Origin of the sequence: Streptomyces turgidiscabies Car8, assembly GCF_000331005.1 — a bacterium.
Taxonomy (GTDB): domain Bacteria; phylum Actinomycetota; class Actinomycetes; order Streptomycetales; family Streptomycetaceae; genus Streptomyces; species Streptomyces turgidiscabies.
Map to the genome: position 1 here is coordinate 42826 of NZ_AEJB01000116.1, position 18037 is coordinate 60862.

Consider the following 18037-nt stretch of genomic DNA (forward strand, 5'->3'; position numbering starts at 1 on the left):
CGGGAGCCCCTGTGACGGACCTCTGGACCGACCTGCTCGCGTGCCTCGAACTCCGCCCGGCTGAGGGGGACTCCGAGTTCGAGGGCGCCAACCAACGTCTGGGCTATCACCGGTTGTTCGGCGGACAGCTGCTGGGCCAGTTCGTCCGGGCGGCCTCACTCGCCTGCCCGGGCAAGACGGTGAAGTCCGTCCACGCCCTCTTCGCGCGCGCGGGACGGCCCGACGAACCCGTCCGCTACGAGGTGACGGTCCATCACGAAGGCGGCAGATTCGCGACGTTGGGGATCGTCGCCCGTCAGTCCCCCGGTGTTGTGGCCACCGCCTCGGTGTCGATGCACGTCCCGGAGGACGGCCCCGACCACCAGACACCGTTCCACGTCCCGCCTGTGCCCGGCGAGGAGCACTCCGTGAACCTGGATCTGCTGCCCTGGGACACCCGCGCGGTCACCGACATCGACACCCCGAAGCCGGAGACGCCCGAGTACGAACTCTGGATGCGCACACCGGCCGTACGCCCCGAACTGGCGCCGGCCCTCACCGCGTACGCCACCGATCTGAGCCTCATCGGCACCGCGCTGCGCCAGGTCGAAGGGGTCGGTCAGCACGATGCGAACACGGCGTTCACGTCGGCCGTGACGGCGCACACCGTGCGCTTCCACCGGCCCTTCCGCACCGACTCCTGGCTGCTGCTGCGTCAGCACAGTCCCCTGCTGGCACACGGCCGTTGCTACGGTCGCGGTGACGTCCTCACCGAAGAGGGCTCCCTGGTCGCCTCGTACGCCCAGGAAGCCCTGCTCCGCTTCAAGAACTGACACTCGGTCACATCACGTCATGGCGACGGTACTTCGATCACCGTCGCCGAGCCCATCCCGCCGCCGGCGCACATGGCGGCGACGCCGATCCCGCCGCCGCGTCGGCGCAGTTCGTGCACGAGGGTGACCAGCATCCGGGCGCCCGTGGCCGCGACCGGGTGCCCCAGCGAGCAGCCGCTGCCGTTCACGTTGACGCGGTCCGGATCCAGGCCGAGCCGCTTGACGGCGGCCACGGGTACGACGGCGAAGGCCTCGTTGATCTCGTAGAGGTCGACGTTGGAGAGCGAAAGCCCGGCCCGCTTCAGGGCCTTGGGGATCGCGGTGACCGGGGCGAGGCCCATGTCCGCCGGGTCGACGCCCACGGACGCCCACGCCCGGACCGTACCGAGAGCGGGTAGGCCTAGGCGGTCGCTGGCGATGACCAGGGCCGCCGCGCCGTCGTTCGCGCCGCCCGCGTTGCCGGCCGTGATGCTGAACCCCTCGATCTCCGGGTGCAGCGGCTTGAGCGCGGCCAGTCGCTCCGCGCTCGTGTCGCGGCGCGGGTGCTCGTCGACGGAGAACAGGCCGTGCGGGGTGTCGATCGGGACGAGTTCGGCGTCGAAGCGGCCCTCGTCGATGGCGCGTACCGCGTTGCGGTGCGAGCGCAGCGCCCAGTCGTCCATCTCGGTGCGGCCGATGCCCGCCCGGACGGCCGTGTTCCAGCCGACGGTGATCGACATGTCGGTGTTGGGGGCGTCCGGCCGGGCGGGGTGGGTCGGCGACATCCAGGGTTCCCACTCGCCGTCGACCTTGGCCACCGAACGCGGCGAGGTGGACGCCGAGTTGACGCCGCCGGCGATGACAAGTTCGTCCATGCCGGCGCGGATACTCGCCGCGGCGCTCTGGACGGCGGCCTGGCCCGCCGCGCAGTGCCGGTTGTGGGCGAGCCCGGGCACCCAGGTGAGACCGGTGGTCACGGCGGCGTGCCGGGCGATGACACCACCGCCGTACAGGCCCTCGCCGAGGACGATGTCGTCGATGAGGGCCGTGTCCAGGCCCTCCGTGGCGGCTGCCGCGGCGACGATGTGGTGGGCGAGGTCGAAGGCCGTGGTGTCGCGCAGGGTGCCCTTGAAGGCGGTGCCCACGGGGGTACGCAGGGCGGACACGATGACTGCTTCAGGCATGGGTGGCCTCCAGGTCGGCGAGCAGGGTGCGGCGCAGCAGCTTTCCGGTGTCGGTCTTCGGCAGTTCGGCGCGGAAGACGACGGTGTCAGGCGTCTTGGAGGAGCGCAGACGGTCCTTGACCCAGGCGCGGATCTCGTCCGGGTCGCCCGCCCCGACGAGGACGGCGACGATGCGGTGCCCCCACTCGGGGTCCGGCACGCCGATCACCGCCGCCTCGACGATGCCGGGATGGGTGAGGAGGACGTCCTCGATCTCGGCCGGGGCGATGTTCTCGCCGCCCCGGATGATGGTGTCGTCGGCGCGTCCTTCGATGAACAGATAGCCGTCGGCGTCGAGCCGCCCCCGGTCCCGGGTGGCGAACCAGCCGTCCGCGTCCAGTGCGGCGGCGCGTCCGCCGTACTCGCCGGAGATCTGCTCCCCGCGCACGAACACCAGCCCTGTAGCGCCGACTTGGGTCGCTTCTCCCCTCTCTTCGTCGCGGATCTGGATCTCGACGCCGGGCAGCGCCCGTCCCACCGAGCCGAGCCGGTCGCGTACCGCCGGTTCGTCGGACACCAGCGCCTCCCGGTGGTCGTCGGGGCCGAGGACGGCTATCGAGGACGTGGTCTCGGTCAGCCCGTAGGCGTTCACGAAACCGGTGTCAGGGAAGGTCCGCAGCGCCCGTTCGACGATCGGGCGCGGGGTGCGGGCGCCTCCGTAGGCGAGGCTGCGCAGGGTCGGTGTCCGGGCGGTGGCGCCGTCCGGGACCTCGGCGACGATCCGGGCGAGCATCGTCGGGACGACCAGCGCGTGGGTGACGCGTTCACGCCGGACGGTGGCCAGCCACTCGGACGCGTCGAAGGCGGACTGGTACACGATCCGGCGCCCCGAGTAGAGGTTCGTCAGCAGGTTCATCAGACCGGCCACGTGGTACGGCGGCACCGCCACGAGCGTCGCCGCGTCCGGCTCGGCCGATCCGAACTCCTGGGTGTTGAACACGTAGGCCAGCAGGTGGCGGTGGCGCAGGAGTGCCGCCTTGGGCTCCGCCGTCGTCCCGCTGGTGTAGAGCACCACGGCGACGGCGTCCTGGTCCTGCGGGGCCGGTTCGTCGTCGACCCCAAGCGTCTCCTGCCCTGCTTCCACGAGTACGTCGAGGTCGTCCGCGCGCAGCACCAGCGCGCCCGGGTGACGGTCGAGCAGTCGGGTCAACTGGTGTTCACCGAGACGGTAGTTGAGAGGGATGAAGGGGACTCCCGCGAGGGCCGCGCCGAACAGGGCGACGGGGTGGCCGAGATGGTTGGCACCCAGGTACAGCACGGCCGACCGCCGCCGAAAACGATGCGCGGCGGCGCGGGCGGCGGCCAGCAGCTCCGAGGCGGTCAGGGAACGGTCGTCCACCGTCACCACCACCCGGTCGCCGGCCGAGGTGGCCATCTCCAGAATCATGGTTATATTCATGAGAATGCTATTCTCATCTCACTAGATCCCTGCTTGCAAGAGAGGAAAACCTTGATGCAGATCAGTGGCAGCTCGGCAGTCGTCGTCGGTGGGGCCGGAGGCCTGGGCGAGGCCACCGTCCGCCGGTTGCACGCGGCGGGCGCGAAGGTGGTCGTCGCCGACCTGGCCGACGAGAAGGGCAAGGCGCTGGAGCAGGAGCTCGGCGTGCGTTACGTACGGACGGACGCCACCTCGGAGGACGATGTCCTCGCGGCGCTGGCCGAGGCGGAGTCGGCGGGCCCGCTGCGGATCTCGGTGGACTGCCACGGTGGTCCGGCGAGCGGCGGCCGGCTGATCAACAAAAACGGCACACCGATCGGCCTCGACGGTTTCAGGACGACCATCGACGTCTATCTGACCGGCGTCTTCAACGTGCTGCGGCTGGCCGCCGCCGCCATGGCCAAACACGAGCCGACCGAGGACGGCGACCGAGGCGTCATCGTCAACACCGCCTCGATCGCGGCGTACGAGGGCCAGATCGGCCAACTCCCCTACGCGGCGGCCAAAGGCGGCGTCGTCAGCATGACTCTGGTGGCCGCCCGTGACCTGTCCCCGCTCGGCATCCGGGTCGTCACCATCGCGCCCGGCACCTTCCTGACTCCGGCCTACGGCAAGGCGGGTGACCAGTTGGAGGCCTACTGGGGCCCCCAGGTTCCGCATCCCCGGCGGATGGGCCGCTCCCCCGAGTACGCGGCGCTCGTCGAGCACATCTGCGAGAACGGCTATCTCAACGGCGAGGTCATACGCCTCGACGGAGCACTCAGGTTCCCGCCCAAGTGAGCGTCGGCGGCAGTTCGTTGCAGGGGAAGGTCGCGTTCGTCGCCGGCGCGAGCCGGGGCATCGGACGGACGGTCGCCGTGGCGTTGGCGGAGGCCGGGGCATCCGTGGTGGTGGCCGCGCGGTCCGAGGAGGCGCGACGGCGGCCGGGGACGATCCACTCGGTCGCCGACGGGATCACCAAGGCGGGTGGGCGGGCGCTCGCGGTGCCCTGCGACGTCAGCAGCGAGCAGTCGGTGGAGGCGGCCGTGACGGCGGCCGTCGCCGAGTTCGGCGGCATCGACATCCTGGTCGCCAACGCCGGGGTGCTGTGGCTCGGCCCGGTCGAGTCGACGCCGCTCAAACGCTGGCAGCTGTGCCTGGACGTCAATCTGACGGGCGTCTTCCTCGTCACCAAGGCCGTGATCCCGTACGTCCGGGAACGCGGCGGCGGTTCGCTGGTCGCCGTGACGACGAGCGGGGTCGGGATGACCGACCGGGGCGCGAACGCGTACTGGGTGTCCAAGGCGGCCGTCGAGCGCCTCTATCTCGGCCTCGCCACCGACCTGCGGGCCGACAACATCGCCGTCAACTGCCTCGCCCCGTCCCGGATCGTCCTGACGGAGGGGTGGCAGGCGGCGGGGGGCGGCCGGGAGATCCCGCCGGAGATGGTGGAGCCGCCCGAGGCGATGGGCCGGGCGGCGGTACTGCTGGCCGGGCAGGACGCGGGCGGGCTCACGGGGACCGTACAGCGCTCGGAGTCGGTCGGCTGAGGAACACATGCCTGATGCCCAACTACGCTAATAGGCAGCATAGTTGGGCATCACGAGTCGCTGAGCGCATCCCGTCGCCCGGCACCCCAGGCCGGTGTCCTACCGCCCTGCCCCTCCCCGCGCCGCCGCACAGGCGCCGCCGTCTATCAGCAGGTCGATGCCCGTGACGAAGCTCGCCTCCGCCGAGAGCAGGAAGGCGACTCCGGCGGCGACCTCCTCGGCGCGGCCCGGGCGGCCGGTCGCGGACCGGCGTACGAGGGCGTCCATGGCGGGCTGGTTCGCGGCTTCCTGGCGGCCCTGTGGGGTGTCGATGACACCGGGCGACACCGAGCAGACGCGGGCGCCGAGCGGGCCGAGTCTCAGCGCCTCCCGCCGGACGAAGCGGTGTACCCCGTGTTTGGCCCAGGCGTAGGCGACACCGCTGTCCTCGACGGCCGGTCCAAGGGCGTCGTGGAGCCGGTCGAGGAAGGCATAGGCGAGCGGGTCGTCCAGGACGGCCGCGACAGCTGGGGAAGCCTCCAGGTTGCCGAGCAGCGGAGCCATCGAGGCGAAGCAGACCATCGCCGTGCCCTGCGTGGCCAGCGGGCGCAGGGCCTCGGCGAGCAGCGCGGTGCCCACCAGGTCCACCGTGAAGACGGTCCGCCAGTCGGCCATGGTGGGCGAGATGCCGGCGGCGTGGGCGACGGCGCGCAGGGTGCCGAGTTCGGCGGCGCGTGCGGCGAGCCGGGCCAGGCCGTCCCGGTCGGTGATGTCGAGGACGAACGGCTCGACGGCCGCGCCCCCGCCTGCAGACGCAAGGTTTTTCGCCGCCGATGTCACGGTCGCCTCGTCCCGGTCGACGAGCAGCAATGTGTCCACCGTGGCGGTCAGGCGCCGCGCGCACTCCAGTCCCATTCCACGTCCGGCGCCGGTGGCGACACCCACGGTGGTCATGCTCTGCCCCCGCCGTCGGTCCAGAACTTCTCCAGCATCGGCTGTGCCGCCCGGTCCACGAGTTCGACGAGGACTCCGCCCGGGGCGCGCAGGAAGGCGAAGTCGGACCCGGCGGGGCCGATGCGGGTCGCCTCGACCGTGTAACCGAGGCCGGCCAGTTCGGCGCAGTCCGCGCCGATGTCGTCGGACCAGTAGCCGACGTGGTGGACGCCTCCGGCGGGTCCCGCTTCCCAGAGGGTGCCGGGGATGCTCCGCACGATCTCCAGCCGGGGTGAGGTACGCGAGTACACGCAGCTGAGATGTACCTCGGCGTCGCCCGTGGGGAGCGTCACGGTCAGGGGTCCGGCGATCTCCGCGCACCACTCGTATCCGAACGCGGCCGACAACCCGGCGATGGTCCCCTCGAAGTCCTCGACGACGATGCCGAGATGGAACTGGTCCTCGCCCCTCATGACTCGACCACCTCACTCGCTCGTGAACCGCGCGGGGCGGGAGCGTCGTGCTCGCCCAGGCGGGGTGGCGGCCCATAGTCGGGCTCGTGGCCCGCGATCCGTACCGGGCTGCGGACGAGTCGGTACTCGCCCGCCGTCACCACGGCCTCGGGAGTGGCCGCCAGCGCTTCCGGCAGCGTGCGGACGGCGGCGGCCGGGACACCCAGGGGCCGCAGCCGGGCTTCCCAGGCCGCGGCGGTGTCGCCCGCCAGGGCCCGTGTCACGGCCGCCAGCACCTCTTCCCGCCGCGCCGCACGCTCGGCCATGGTCGGAAAGCCACCGACGCCCGCCTCCGCCGCGAACGACTTCCAGAAGCCGTCGTGGGTGATGAACAGCGCCAAGTGGCCCTCGGCGGTGGGGAAGAGCTGCGCCGGTACGTAGTAGGAGTGCGCGCCGAGCGGGAGGCGCAGTGGCTCGGTGCCCTCGTTGAGGTAGGCCGAGGCACGGTAGTTGAGCTGCGAGAGCATCACATCCCGCAGGGAGACGTCGACTTGACCGCCGCGTCCCGAGACGATCTGCGCGAGGAGGCCCAACGCCGCAGTGAGGCCGGTGGAGTTGTCGGCGGCGGAGTAGCCGGGCAGGGTGGGCGGGCCGTCGGGATCGCCGGTGAGCGCGGCGACTCCGGTGGCCGCCTGGACGACGTAGTCGAAGGCGGGTTCGTCGCCCGTCGCCAGCCCGAAGCCGGTCAGCGCGACGCACACGAGCCCCTCGTTCCACTTCCGCAGTGCCTCGTAGGTCAGCCCCAGCCGATGGATCGCCGACGGTTTGAGGTTGACGAGCAACGCGTGTGCGTCGGAGGCGAGTTCACCGAGCCGCTCCTGACCGGAGCTGGTCGTCAGGTCCAGGCAGACGCTGCGTTTGCCCCGGTTGAGGCTGGCGAAGTAGGCGTCGCTCACCTGCCGCGAGATGTCCCCGCCGGGCGGTTCGATCTTCGTGACCTCGGCGCCCAGGTCGGCGAGCATCATCGTGGCATAGGGGCCCGCGAGCATGTGGCCGACCTCCAGGACGCGGATACCCGCCAGTGGTCCGGCCGTCGGCCCGGGGCTCATCGCACCTCCGCCGCGAGGGCGGCCAGCATGTCCCTCGTACGGCGCTTGGAGGCGATCAGTTCGTCCCGGCCCTCGCCGATCGGCAGCAGCCGTACCGACAGGTCGGTGACTCCGGCGTCGGCGAAGCTGCGGAAGCGGGCCAGGACGGCCGCCTCGTCGCCGGCCGCGCACAGGTCGCCGATGTCGCGGGCGTCGCCGTAGTCCAGCAGACGCTGGTAGTTGGGCGAGATCTCGGCCTCCCCGAGGATGCGGTTGGCGCGTTCGCGGGCCGCGTCGACCTCCGCTGGCCGGCACAGACACACCGGGATGCCCGCGACGACCCTGGGCGCCGGTCGGCCCGCGCCCTCGGCCGCCTTGGTGATGCGCGGGACGACATGGTCGGCGACCGCGCGTTCGTCGGCCATCCACAGGACGGTGCCGTCGGCCCGCTCGCCCGCGAGGGCCAGCATGACCGGGCCGAGCGCGGCGATCAGGACGGGCAGGGGGCCTACGGGTCCGAGGTCGAGCGGGTTGTGGACGGTGAACGTGTCGTTCTCGACGTCGACCGGGCCGGGGCCGCGCAGGGCCGCGTCGAGGACGTCGAGGTAGTCGCGGGTGAACGCGGCAGGCCGCTCGTACGGCAGCCCGAGCATGTCCCGCACGATCCAGTGGTGGGATGGCCCGACGCCCAGGGCCAGCCGTCCCTCGGTCGCCGCCTGCGCGGACAGCGCCTGGCGGGCGAGGGCGATCGGATGCTGGGCCTGGAGGGGTACGACCGCCGTCCCGATCTCGATCCGTTCGGTCCGCGCGCCCATCAGCGCGACGGCTGTCAACGCGTCGAAGTCCGTGGGTATCTGGGGCACCCACGCGGTGTCGAGGCCCGCCTGCTCGGCCCACGTCACGTCGTCGATCATCCGCGCGGCCTTGCGCGCGGAGTCCCCACGCTCCGGCCCGATCATCACACCGACCCGCACAGTGCCCTCCAGATATCCGACAGGTTTCCGAGCAGAGTTCAAGCAGGTACTACGAGCCCGCGGCCGCGCTCCCGGTAGCGGCGCGCCCCGTGGCCGCGCTCCGCGTGAGCGCGCGCATCTCCGCCACGAGCACGTCGAGCGGGGTACCGGTCGGGAAGACCGCCGCCGCGCCCGCCGCCCGCATCCGGGGTACGTCGGCGGGCGGGATGGTTCCGCCGACGACGACGGCGATGTCGTCGGCCCCTGCGGCCCGCAACGCGTCTACCACCTTCGTGGTCAGGGCCAGATGCGCGCCGGAGAGGATGCTGAGCCCGACGACGGCCACGTCCTCCTGGACGGCGGTCGCGACGATGGTGTCCACGCGCTGGCGGATGCCGGTGAACACGACCTCGAAGCCGGCGTCACGCAGGGTCCGCGCGACGATCTTGGCCCCCCGGTCGTGACCGTCCAGGCCGGGCTTGGCGACCAGGATCCGAGTGGCGGCGCCCATCAGAACACCACCGGCTGCTGGAACTCGCCCCAGACGGCCTTCAGCGCGGCGACCATCTCGCCCACCGTGCAGTAGGCGTTGGCGCAGTCGATCAGTACCGGCATCAGGTTCTCCGTCCCGTCCGCCGCGCGCGCCAGCCGGAAGAGCTGCTCGCGCACGAGGGCGGCGTCCCGTGTCGCCTTCACGTCGGCGAGGCGCTTCAGCTGCCGGTCGCGGCCCTCGGCGTCCAGTTCGTAGGTCACCAGGTCCGGCGGCGGTTCGTCGGAGACGAACCGATTGACGCCGACGACCGGGCGGGTGCCTGCCTCGACGTCCAGGTGAAGTTGGTAGGCCTCGTCGGCGATGAGTCCCTGCAGATAGCCGTCCTCGATGGCTCGGACCATGCCGCCGTACCGCTCCAGGTCGTCCATGATCTCGACGATCCGTGCCTCGGTGGCGTCGGTGAGCGCCTCGACGAAGTACGAGCCGCCGAGCGGGTCGGCGACCCGGGTCACGCCGGTCTCGTGGGCGAGGATCTGCTGGGTGCGCAGGGCCAGTGTCGCCGACTCCTCGCTGGGCAGGGCGAACGGTTCGTCCCAGGCGGCCGTGAACATCGACTGAACGCCGCCGAGGACGGAGGCCAGCGCCTCGTACGCCACCCGGACGGTGTTGTTCTGCGCCTGGGGCGCGTAGAGGGAGGCCCCGCCGGCCACGCAGCCGAAGCGGAACATGGACGCCTTGTCGGTCGTGGCGCCGTACCGCTCCCGGACGATGGTGGCCCAACGCCTGCGCCCGGCACGGTACTTGGCGATCTCCTCGAAGAAATCGCCGTGGGTGTAGAAGAAGAAGGAGATCTGCGGGGCGAACTGATCGATCGTCATTCGGCCGCGTTCCAGCACCGTGTCGACGTACGTCACCCCGTCGGCGAGCGTGAACGCCATCTCCTGCACGGCGTTGGCGCCCGCGTCACGGAAGTGCGAGCCGGCGACCGAGATCGCGTTGAACCGGGGTACCTCGGCGGCGCAGAACTCGATGGTGTCCGCGATCAGGCGCAAGGACGGCTTCGCGGGCCAGATCCAAGTGCCCCTGGACGCGTACTCCTTGAGGATGTCGTTCTGGATCGTGCCGGTGAGTTTCGCGCGCGGCACGCCCTTGCGTTCGGCGGCGGCGACGTAGAAGGCGAGGAGGATCGCGGCGGTGCCGTTGATGGTGAAACTGGTGCTGATCCTGTCAAGGGGGATGTCCTCGAAGAGGATCTCGGCGTCGGCGAGGGTGTCGAGGGCGACTCCGACACGGCCGACCTCCTCGGTGACCTCGGGGTCGTCGGAGTCGTAGCCGCACTGGGTGGGCAGGTCCAACGCGACGGACAGGCCGGTGCCGCCCTGGTCCAGGAGATAGCGGTAGCGGCGGTTGGACTCCTCGGGCGTGCCGAAGCCGGAGTACTGGCGCAGAGTCCACAGCCGTCCCCGGTAGCCGGTCGCGTAATTGCCGCGCGTGAAGGGGTAGTTGCCCGGCTCGGGCGGCTCGGCGGCGCCTCGGTCGGCGGGTCCGTAGACCGCTTGGAGCGGGATGCCTGAAGCGGTCTCTTCCGATTGCGTCATCTCAGCTGGTCCTTCATCACCTTGCCGGTGGCGTTCAACGGCAGCTCTTCGAGGAACTCCACGAACCGGGGCGCCTTGAACCCGGCCATCCGTGCCCGGCTCCAGGCGATCAGCTCGTCCGCCGTGACGTCCCCGGCGCGCACGACGAACGCCTTGCCGACCTGCCCGAGCCGCTCGTCCGGTACGCCGATCACGGCGGCCTGCGCGACGGCCGGGTGTTCGAGGAGAAAGCCCTCGATCTCGGCCGGGTAGGCGTTGAAGCCGCCGACGATGAACATGTCCTTCTTGCGGCCGACGATTCTCAGGTGTCCTCGTTCGTCGAGGGTGCCGAGGTCGCCGGTGTGCAGCCAGCCGTCCGCGTCGATCGTCTCGGCGGTGGCGGCGGGATCGTCGAGGTAGCCGCGCATGACGCTGTAGCCGCGGACGAGAACCTCGCCGTCGTCCGCGACGCTCACCTCGACGCCGTCGCAGGGGGTGCCGACCGTGGTGGCGATGTCCTCGAAGGAGTCGCCGGGGCGGGAGGCGGTGACTGTGCCCGCCTCGGTCAGGCCGTACCCGGTCATGATGTGCTGGAAGGGCAGGTCATGGACGATACGGCGGATCAGCTCGACGGGGATGTCGGCGGACCCGGTCACCGCCACCCGCAGCGAGGACAGGTCACGGCGGTCCCCCGCCGCCAGAAGCGAGTGGTAGAGCGTGGGCGGTCCTGGCAGAACCGTCACCTTCTCGCGCTCCACCAGCTCCAGGACACGGTCCACGTCGAAGACGGGCACGGGCAGGATGGTCGCGCCCCTGATCAGGGAGGCGATGAGGCCCGCCTTGTAGCCGAAGATGTGGAAGAACGGGTTGACGATCAGATAGCGGTCGCCCTCGCGCAAGGTCGCCAGGTCGCACCACTCCCCGTACAGGCGGAGCGTCTGCGCGTGGGTCATCAGGACGCCCTTGGGCCGCCCGGTGGTACCCGAGGTGAACGCGATGTCGCTGACGTCGTCGCCGCTCACCGCCCGCTCGAACGGTGAACCGCTCGCCAGGAAGCCCGACTTGAGGTCGATCACCGGCACACCGGGCGGTCCCTCGAAGTCCAGGCCGAGGAAGCCCTCCTCGATCAGGACGAGTTTGGCGCCGCTGCGGCGGACGATGTCGTGGGCCTCGTCCGCCTTGAACCGGGTGTTGACCGGGACGAGCACCCCGCCGGCGGTGAGCAGCCCGAAGGCGGCGACGATCCACTCGGCGGAGTTGGGCGCCCAGATCGCGACCCGGTCGCCCTTCTCGATCCCGGCCGCGGCGAAAGCGCCCGCGGCCGTGCGCACCCGGTCGACCAACTCGGTGTAGTTGAGCCTGAGTTCGCCGTCGACGACCGCTTCGGCGCCACCGAAGCGGTCGGCCGCGCTCAGCACCATCCGCGGGATGGTCTCCCACTTCATTCCGGGATCAGCCTGGAGAGGTTGCCGCCCATGATCTTGGCCTGGTCGGTGACGCTCAGGTGCTGGATGGCGTCGACGTAGCTCTGCGGCTGGGCCAGACCCTCGGGGTGCGGGTAGTCCGAACCGAACAGCACACGGTCCACGCCCATCAGGTCGATGAGATCGCTGAGGTCGTCCTCGTAGAACGGGCTGACGTGGATGCTGTCCTTGACCGCCTGTACGGGGTCGCCGAGGAACTCGTTCGGCATCTTCTTGTAGACGTCGCGGAGTTGGTCGAGCAGCGGCGCCACCCAGGAGGAGCCGTTCTCGATGAGAGCGATCTTCAGCCCGGGGACCCGGAACAGGGCGCCGTGGCACACCCAGGCGGCCACCGCGTCCTGGATCGGCCGCCACTCCGACACCGTACGGAAGGCGTTGGGCTTGAACGGGAGCATCTCGTTCGTCCCGCCCTCCCAGTCGCTGGTGTACCGGGCGTAGCCGCTGTCCGAGGAGTGCATCGCGACCAGGACGCCGGTCTCGACGACGCGCTGCCAGAACGGGTCGAACTCCGGTGCGGCGAAGGATCGCGAGCCGCCGTAGCCGGGCACGGGGGCGGGGCGCACCAGGATCGCCCGGGCGCCGCGCTCGACCGCCCAGTTCAGCTCCGCGATCGCCTTGTCGACGATGGGCAGGGTGATGACCGGGGTGGTGAGGATGCGGTCTTTGTAGTTGAAGCCCCATGTTTCGTACAGCCACTCGTTGAGTGAGTGGATCACCGCGTGGATCAGTTCGGGATCGTCCCGCATCCGCTCCTCGATGAGGCTGGCGAGCGTCGGGAACATCAGCGTCTTCTGCACTCCGAGCTGGTCGAGCAGCTCCAGGCGGGGACCCGGTTCACGGAATGCGGGGATGGAGCGCATCGGCTCGCCGAAGATCTCGCGGCGGCTCTTGCCGTCCGGGTTGCCGAACTTGAAGTAGTCCTCCATCGCCCCGGGGCGGGCGACCACCTCGAAGGTGGGGTTGGGGATGTACTCGCTGATCTGCCCCCGGATCGCGATCTTCGTACGGCCGTTCACCTGCACGTACTGGATCGCGCCTTCGTATTGCTTGGGGAGGTGCCTGGTCAGCGCCTCTTCGGTCTCGTACAGGTGGTTGTCCGCGTCGAAAAGCGGATACGGCAGCTCGCGCGACGGCATTGAGATTCTCCTTCGCAGATTGCGAGAATCTTATTCTCACTTCTTGCGGGCCGCAACGTCCTTGCGGAGAAGGAACTTCTGGACCTTGCCGCTCGCGGTGCGCGGGAACTCGTCGACGACGTGCAGTTCCTCCGGCCACTTCTGCCGGGCGAGGCCCTCCCGGTCCAGGTGGGCGCGCATCTCGTCGAGCGTGGGCGCACGGTGACCGGGTTTCAGCCGCAGGACTGCCGCCGCGTGTTCGCCGAGCCGTTCGTCGGGCGCGGCCACCACTGCGGCCTCGGCGACGGCCGGAAGGGCGAGGAGCACCTCCTCGACCTCCAGCGCACCGATGTTCTCGCCGCCCCGGATGATGATGTCGGCCTTGCGGTCGGTGATGGTGAGATACCCGTCGCTGTCCAGGACCCCGATGTCACCGGTGCGGTACCAGCCGTCGGCGTCGAAGGCCCGTTCGGTCAGGGCGGGGTCGGTGTAGCCGAGGCAGAGATCCGGTCCCCGGCTGAGAATCTCGCCGTCGTCCGCGAGCCTGACCTCGACGCCGGGCAGACGGTCCCCGTCGGTGTAGAGCCGCCTGGCCTCGGGCGCGGTGTGGCGGGAGCCGGTGATCGAGGGGTGCTCCGTGCTGCCGTACGAGCGGAAGACGGTGATCCCGAGGCGGGCCAGTCTGTCGGTGACGGCGGCCGGGACCGCGGAGCCGCCGAGACCCGCGTACTTCATGCCGGAGAGGTGGGCGGGCGTGAAGTCGGGATGGTCGAGGAGGCTCGTCATGTAGTACGCGGCGCCCCCGCCCACAGTGAGCCCGTCGCTCTTCATCAGGCCGAGGGCGGCGCCGGGGTCCCAGACGTCGGCGAGGTTCACCGGGGTGCCGTCCAGGACGGGGATGAGGAAGGCGTTGACCATGCCGATGAAGTGGCCGACGGGCGCCGAGGTGAGCTGACTGCCACGGTCAGGGGGGTAGAGCCCGGACAGCTGCCTGGTCTCGAAGCCCAGGGTCTGGTGGCTGTGCACAACTCCCTTGGGATCACGCGTCGTTCCGGAGGTGAACGCGATCAGTGCGGGACTCGCCGGGTCCGTCGCGAGGGCCCCGGGGAGAGGTTCGTCGGCGAGCAGGTCCTCGAAGTCCCGCCCCACGACACCGACCACGGGCACGCCCGCGCACAGGTCCGGCTGGTGTTCGAGGTGACCGAAGCGGGCGGCGGTGACGAAGACGCGTGGGCGGACGGCGTCCAGGATGTAGCCGACCTCCTTGCGCCCGTAGAAGTGGACGACCGGCACGACGACCGCACCGAGCAACGCCGACGCCCAGAAGACCGCCGCCGCCTCCATCCAGTTGGGCAACTGGAAGGCGACCACATCGCCGGGACCCACCCCGCGCGCCCTGAGCCCGGCAGCCAGCCGGCGCGCGACCCGCTCGACGTCGGCGAACGATCCGCTCCACGGCCGCACCGCCGAGTGCACCCGGAACTCCGTGTCAGGGGCGGCCGCCAACCCGTGCGCCAGCAGGCCACCGAGCGTGTCGCGGGTCCACCAGCCCTCCGCCTCATAGCGCTTCGCCAGTTCGGCGGGGACTGTGCGTGTGGGGATCGTTCGCATCGCGGGAACTCCCTCCCTTGTGAAGAGAATTGCACTCTCGCAGAGAGAGAAGGTAAATTCCAGACATGGTACGAGACCACGGTTTCCACCCGGTCCGGATCAAGCGGATCGTCCAGGAGACAGCCGACACGCGCACGTACGTACTCGACGCTCCCTTCCCCTATCGCGCCGGGCAGTTCCTGACCGTACGGGCGTGCGGCGCCCTGCGCAGTTACTCGATGTCGAGTTCCCCGGACACGGACAGCGAGTTGACCACCACGGTGAAGCGGGTTCCGGGCGGCCTGGTGTCGAACTGGATGCACGACCACCTGGCAGCCGGTGACCTCATCGAGACCACGGCCCCGGCAGGCGTGTTCTGTCTGCGTGAGGGCGCCGCGCCGCTGGTGGCCCTCTGTGGAGGCAGCGGGGTGACGCCGATCCTCTCCCTCGTGAAGACCGCGCTGGCCACGACCGGCCGCCGGGTGCGGGTCCTGGCCGCCAACCGGGACGCGGACTCGGTCATCTTCGGCGACACGCTGGCCGAGCTGGCGAAAGGGCACCCCGGCCGCTTCGAGATCCGCCACCACCTCGACGACCGGCAGGGCCTTGTCACCGACGTGGAGATACGGGAGTTCGTGGGCGGCGACCTGAGCGCGGACTTCTATCTCTGCGGACCGGCGCCGTTCATGGCACTGGCGGAGAACACCCTGCTCGGGCACCGCGTCGGGGCCGGCCAGATCGTCGCCGAGCGCTTCACGGTGCCGGGGCAGGCGGTCCGGCGGTCCGCGGACGGCGCCGCTGAACCCGAGACCGCGTCCGCCTCCGCGTCCGAGGTCGGGCAAGCGGGCGGTGGCGGGACGGTCACCGTCGTTCTCGCCGGGAAGCGGCACACTGTCGACCAGCACCCTCGCGAGTCACTGCTGGAGAGCGCCCGACGGGCCGGTCTCATGCCGCCCTTCTCCTGCGAGATGGGCAACTGCGGCACCTGTATCGCCCGGCTCACCGAGGGCGAGGCCAAGATGCGCGTCAACAACGCGCTGGACGACGACGAGGTCGCCGAGGGCTGGGTCCTGACCTGCCAGGGCGAGCCGGTGACCCCGCACGTCACGGTCGAGTACGAGAACTGAGTCCGAGTGCTGTACCCGATCGCCGAGCCCGGAAGCTGGGCCCGGGAGCCGAAGTCCACGCCCCACCGACCCAAGAGGCACACATGGTTGATCTCGAACTCGAACTGGACGCGGGCCTGGCAGTCATCACCATCAACCGGCCGCACGCCCGAAACGCCATCGCGCCGGCCACCATGGACGAACTGGACCAGGCCCTCGACGCGGCGGCGGGCGCGCGGGCCCTGGTCATCACGGGCGCGGGCGACAGGGCCTTCGTGTCGGGCGGCGACCTGAAGGAACTCGCCGCGATCCGTACCGAGGACGAGGCGCTGGCGATGGCCCTGCGGATGCGCGGCGTCTGCGACAGGCTGGCCGCCTTCCCCGGCCCGGTGGTCGCCGCCCTCAACGGACACGCCTTCGGCGGCGGCGCCGAGGTGGCGGTGGCCGCCGACATCCGGATCGCGGCCGACGACATCAGGATCGGCTTCAACCAGACGGCCCTGGCGATCATGCCCGCGTGGGGCGGCGCCGAACGGCTCGCAGCGCTGGTCGGCAGGGGCCGGGCCCTCCTGCTCGCCGGCACCGCGCAGGTACTCGACGCGCCGGAGGCCGAGCGCCTCGGGCTGGTGGACCTGGTCCTGCCCCGGCCCGCCTTCGCAGAGGGCTGGCGCACGCTGGCGCACCAGCTCGCCACCCGCCCGGCCCAGGAGATCAAGCGGGTGGTGTCGGGAAACCTCGCTCCGGACGAGGCGGCCCGCGCCTTCGCCCGACTGTGGGTGTCCGAGGACCACTGGCAGGCAGCGGAAAGGGTGACGTCCCGTGGATGACACACGAGTTGAGACCACAGACCGACGCGGCGAACCCGGCGCCCCCGGCTCGCTGACACAGGCGGATGCCGACCAGCGGGGGCCAGCGGCCGAATCCCGCCTCGCACAGGGCGACTTGACCGCCGACCGGCGCGTCGTGGAGACCGCGGCCCGACACCACGTCCCCGGCGCATCCGGACGCCTGGCGCAGGCCGGGACCAGCCGTCCGCACTCGGCAACCCAACCCGACCGCCCACAGGGCGACTTGGCCCCAGGCCAACGCATCATCGAAACCCCGGACCGACACCACTTCCCCGACGCATCCGGACGCCTGGCGCAGGCCGGGACCAGCCGTCCGCACTCGGCAACCCAACCCGACCGCCCACAGAGCGACTTGGCCCCAGGCCAACGCATCATCGAAACCCCGGACCGACACCACTTCCCCGACGCATCCACGCTGCCGACGCAGTCCGGGACCGGCCGTCCCCACTCGCCGGCCCAACCCGACCCCGCGCGAACCGACTTGACCGACGTACGACGCGACTCGCCGGACGGCACGGAGGCCGAGACTCACCAAGTCGGCTCCGTGCTCGTCGAGTCGAGCCCCGTCGGGCCGGTCGTGACTCCGCCGGAGCCGACCGATCTCGTGATCCTCTACCTGCACGGCGATCGGCATCTCTCCGGCAGCCCGGAATCGGCCCTTCACCTGGCCGAGCGGGTCGCGCTCCGTACGGGAGCGGTGGTCGTCTGTCCGCGCTACCGCTCCTCGTTCCCCGGCGCCCTCGACGACGTGCACGCCGTGTACGACTCCTGCCGGGCCCGGGGTCCGGTGGCGCTGGCCGGGGAGCGTCTCGGCGCCGGGCTCGTGGCCTCGCTGCTGGTGCGGCTGCGGGACATGGGGGCGGCGGCGCCGCAGTGCGCGGTGCTCGGCTCGGCGCTGCTCGATCTGACCCTGGACGCGCCGAGCCTGCTGTTCAACGCGGCGGCCGAGCCCGCCTTCGACCTCGACGAACTCCGGCTGCGCACCGCCCTCTACGCCGCCGGCACCGAGCCGACCAACCCGCTGCTCAGCCCCCTGCACGCCAACCTGCACGGCCTGCCACCGGTCCAGCTGCTGGTCGCGGGCACCGATCCCCTGCTGGACGACTCGCTGGGGTTCGCGGCCCGCGCGGCCCGTTCCGGGGTCGTCGTGGATCTGCGGGTGTCGGAGGACGCCGAGCGGATGCGCGCCGGGGCGGTGACCGCCATGGCCGGGTTCATCCGGGCGTGGACCCGATCAGCAGGGTCATCACGTCCCGCATGATCTCGGGATAGTCGGACTGCTCGTCGTCCAGCAGCCACTGCAACTGCACCCCGTCGAGCATCGCGACCAGGGCACTCGCCGCGGCGCGCGGGGTGAGGCCGCTGGGCAGGCGGTCGCCGTAGATCCCGGTCAGGTGGGCCACGGTGTTGTCCTGGATCGAGCGGTAGTGGTCGTGGA

At 70.9% G+C, this 18037-nt stretch carries 18 protein-coding genes; 6 read left to right on the forward strand and 12 right to left on the reverse strand.

What is annotated here, in order from left to right; translation table 11 throughout:
• The first annotated feature begins 11 nt into the window (after positions 1–11).
• Complete coding sequence (locus STRTUCAR8_RS07020) at positions 12–812, forward strand: acyl-CoA thioesterase (protein ID WP_006374827.1); 801 nt, start codon at positions 12–14, stop codon at positions 810–812.
• Positions 813–829: 17 nt separating this feature from the next.
• Here STRTUCAR8_RS07020 and STRTUCAR8_RS07025 read toward each other — a convergent pair whose 3' ends face one another.
• Together STRTUCAR8_RS07025 and STRTUCAR8_RS07030 are read right to left on the reverse strand one after the other, a co-directional pair.
• Positions 830–1975, reverse strand: a complete 1146-nt coding sequence (locus STRTUCAR8_RS07025) for a thiolase family protein (protein ID WP_006374786.1) — start codon at positions 1973–1975, stop codon at positions 830–832.
• Complete coding sequence (locus STRTUCAR8_RS07030) at positions 1968–3413, reverse strand: class I adenylate-forming enzyme family protein (RefSeq protein ID WP_044471768.1); 1446 nt, start codon at positions 3411–3413, stop codon at positions 1968–1970. Before STRTUCAR8_RS07030 ends, STRTUCAR8_RS07025 begins: the two co-directional genes overlap by 8 nt.
• Before the next feature lie 54 nt (positions 3414–3467).
• Here STRTUCAR8_RS07030 and STRTUCAR8_RS07035 point away from each other — a divergent pair, with 54 nt between their 5' ends.
• Together STRTUCAR8_RS07035 and STRTUCAR8_RS07040 are read left to right on the forward strand one after the other, a co-directional pair.
• Positions 3468–4232, forward strand: coding sequence for an SDR family NAD(P)-dependent oxidoreductase (locus tag STRTUCAR8_RS07035; protein WP_006374780.1), 765 nt, complete (start codon positions 3468–3470; stop codon positions 4230–4232).
• Complete coding sequence (locus tag STRTUCAR8_RS07040; protein ID WP_006374824.1) at positions 4229–4981, forward strand: SDR family NAD(P)-dependent oxidoreductase; 753 nt, start codon at positions 4229–4231, stop codon at positions 4979–4981. The genes STRTUCAR8_RS07035 and STRTUCAR8_RS07040 overlap by 4 nt, the downstream gene beginning before the upstream one ends.
• A 99-nt stretch (positions 4982–5080) precedes the next feature.
• Here the strand turns inward: STRTUCAR8_RS07040 and STRTUCAR8_RS07045 are convergent, their stop codons facing one another.
• The 9 genes from STRTUCAR8_RS07045 to STRTUCAR8_RS07085 are packed head-to-tail and all read right to left on the reverse strand — an operon-like array spanning position 5081 to position 14666.
• Positions 5081–5914, reverse strand: a complete 834-nt coding sequence (locus STRTUCAR8_RS07045; protein WP_044471769.1) for an SDR family oxidoreductase — start codon at positions 5912–5914, stop codon at positions 5081–5083.
• On the reverse strand, positions 5911–6366 hold the full coding sequence (locus STRTUCAR8_RS07050) for a VOC family protein (protein WP_006374796.1): 456 nt from the start codon (positions 6364–6366) through the stop codon (positions 5911–5913). The genes STRTUCAR8_RS07045 and STRTUCAR8_RS07050 overlap by 4 nt, the downstream gene beginning before the upstream one ends.
• Positions 6363–7454: a CaiB/BaiF CoA transferase family protein gene (locus STRTUCAR8_RS07055; protein ID WP_006374785.1), complete on the reverse strand. Its 1092-nt coding sequence runs from the start codon at positions 7452–7454 to the stop codon at positions 6363–6365. Before STRTUCAR8_RS07055 ends, STRTUCAR8_RS07050 begins: the two co-directional genes overlap by 4 nt.
• A complete protein-coding gene (locus STRTUCAR8_RS07060) occupies positions 7451–8407 on the reverse strand; it encodes an LLM class F420-dependent oxidoreductase (protein WP_006374801.1) in 957 nt (318 codons plus the stop codon). Before STRTUCAR8_RS07060 ends, STRTUCAR8_RS07055 begins: the two co-directional genes overlap by 4 nt.
• 49 nt (positions 8408–8456) lie before the next feature.
• Positions 8457–8897, reverse strand: coding sequence for a cobalamin B12-binding domain-containing protein (locus STRTUCAR8_RS07065; RefSeq protein ID WP_006374811.1), 441 nt, complete (start codon positions 8895–8897; stop codon positions 8457–8459).
• Complete coding sequence (locus STRTUCAR8_RS07070; protein ID WP_006374776.1) at positions 8897–10477, reverse strand: methylmalonyl-CoA mutase family protein; 1581 nt, start codon at positions 10475–10477, stop codon at positions 8897–8899. The genes STRTUCAR8_RS07065 and STRTUCAR8_RS07070 overlap by 1 nt, the downstream gene beginning before the upstream one ends.
• The gene (locus tag STRTUCAR8_RS07075) at positions 10474–11901 is read right to left on the reverse strand and encodes a FadD3 family acyl-CoA ligase (RefSeq protein WP_006374834.1); all 1428 of its coding nucleotides are present in this window, start codon (positions 11899–11901) and stop codon (positions 10474–10476) included. The genes STRTUCAR8_RS07070 and STRTUCAR8_RS07075 overlap by 4 nt, the downstream gene beginning before the upstream one ends.
• Positions 11898–13076, reverse strand: a complete 1179-nt coding sequence (locus tag STRTUCAR8_RS07080) for an amidohydrolase family protein (RefSeq protein ID WP_006374815.1) — start codon at positions 13074–13076, stop codon at positions 11898–11900. Before STRTUCAR8_RS07080 ends, STRTUCAR8_RS07075 begins: the two co-directional genes overlap by 4 nt.
• Before the next feature lie 36 nt (positions 13077–13112).
• On the reverse strand, positions 13113–14666 hold the full coding sequence (locus tag STRTUCAR8_RS07085; protein WP_006374822.1) for an AMP-binding protein: 1554 nt from the start codon (positions 14664–14666) through the stop codon (positions 13113–13115).
• A gap of 65 nt (positions 14667–14731) precedes the next feature.
• On the opposite strand from STRTUCAR8_RS07085, the gene STRTUCAR8_RS07090 reads away from it, so the two are divergent.
• The 3 genes from STRTUCAR8_RS07090 to STRTUCAR8_RS07100 all read left to right on the forward strand — a co-directional run bounded on the left by STRTUCAR8_RS07090 (position 14732) and on the right by STRTUCAR8_RS07100 (position 17860).
• Positions 14732–15772, forward strand: coding sequence for a ferredoxin--NADP reductase (locus STRTUCAR8_RS07090; RefSeq protein WP_006374781.1), 1041 nt, complete (start codon positions 14732–14734; stop codon positions 15770–15772).
• An 83-nt stretch (positions 15773–15855) separates the two neighbouring features.
• A complete protein-coding gene (locus STRTUCAR8_RS07095) occupies positions 15856–16578 on the forward strand; it encodes an enoyl-CoA hydratase/isomerase family protein (protein WP_006374800.1) in 723 nt (240 codons plus the stop codon).
• Positions 16579–17080: 502 nt separating this feature from the next.
• Positions 17081–17860 carry an alpha/beta hydrolase fold domain-containing protein gene (locus tag STRTUCAR8_RS07100; RefSeq protein ID WP_006374810.1) on the forward strand — a complete coding sequence of 260 codons (780 nt, stop codon included), beginning with the start codon at positions 17081–17083 and terminating at the stop codon, positions 17858–17860.
• On the opposite strand, the gene STRTUCAR8_RS07105 is transcribed toward STRTUCAR8_RS07100, so the two are convergent.
• Positions 17814–18037: TetR family transcriptional regulator C-terminal domain-containing protein (locus tag STRTUCAR8_RS07105; RefSeq protein ID WP_044471770.1), on the reverse strand; the 224-nt coding region annotated here is incomplete at its 5' end. The genes STRTUCAR8_RS07100 and STRTUCAR8_RS07105 overlap by 47 nt on opposite strands.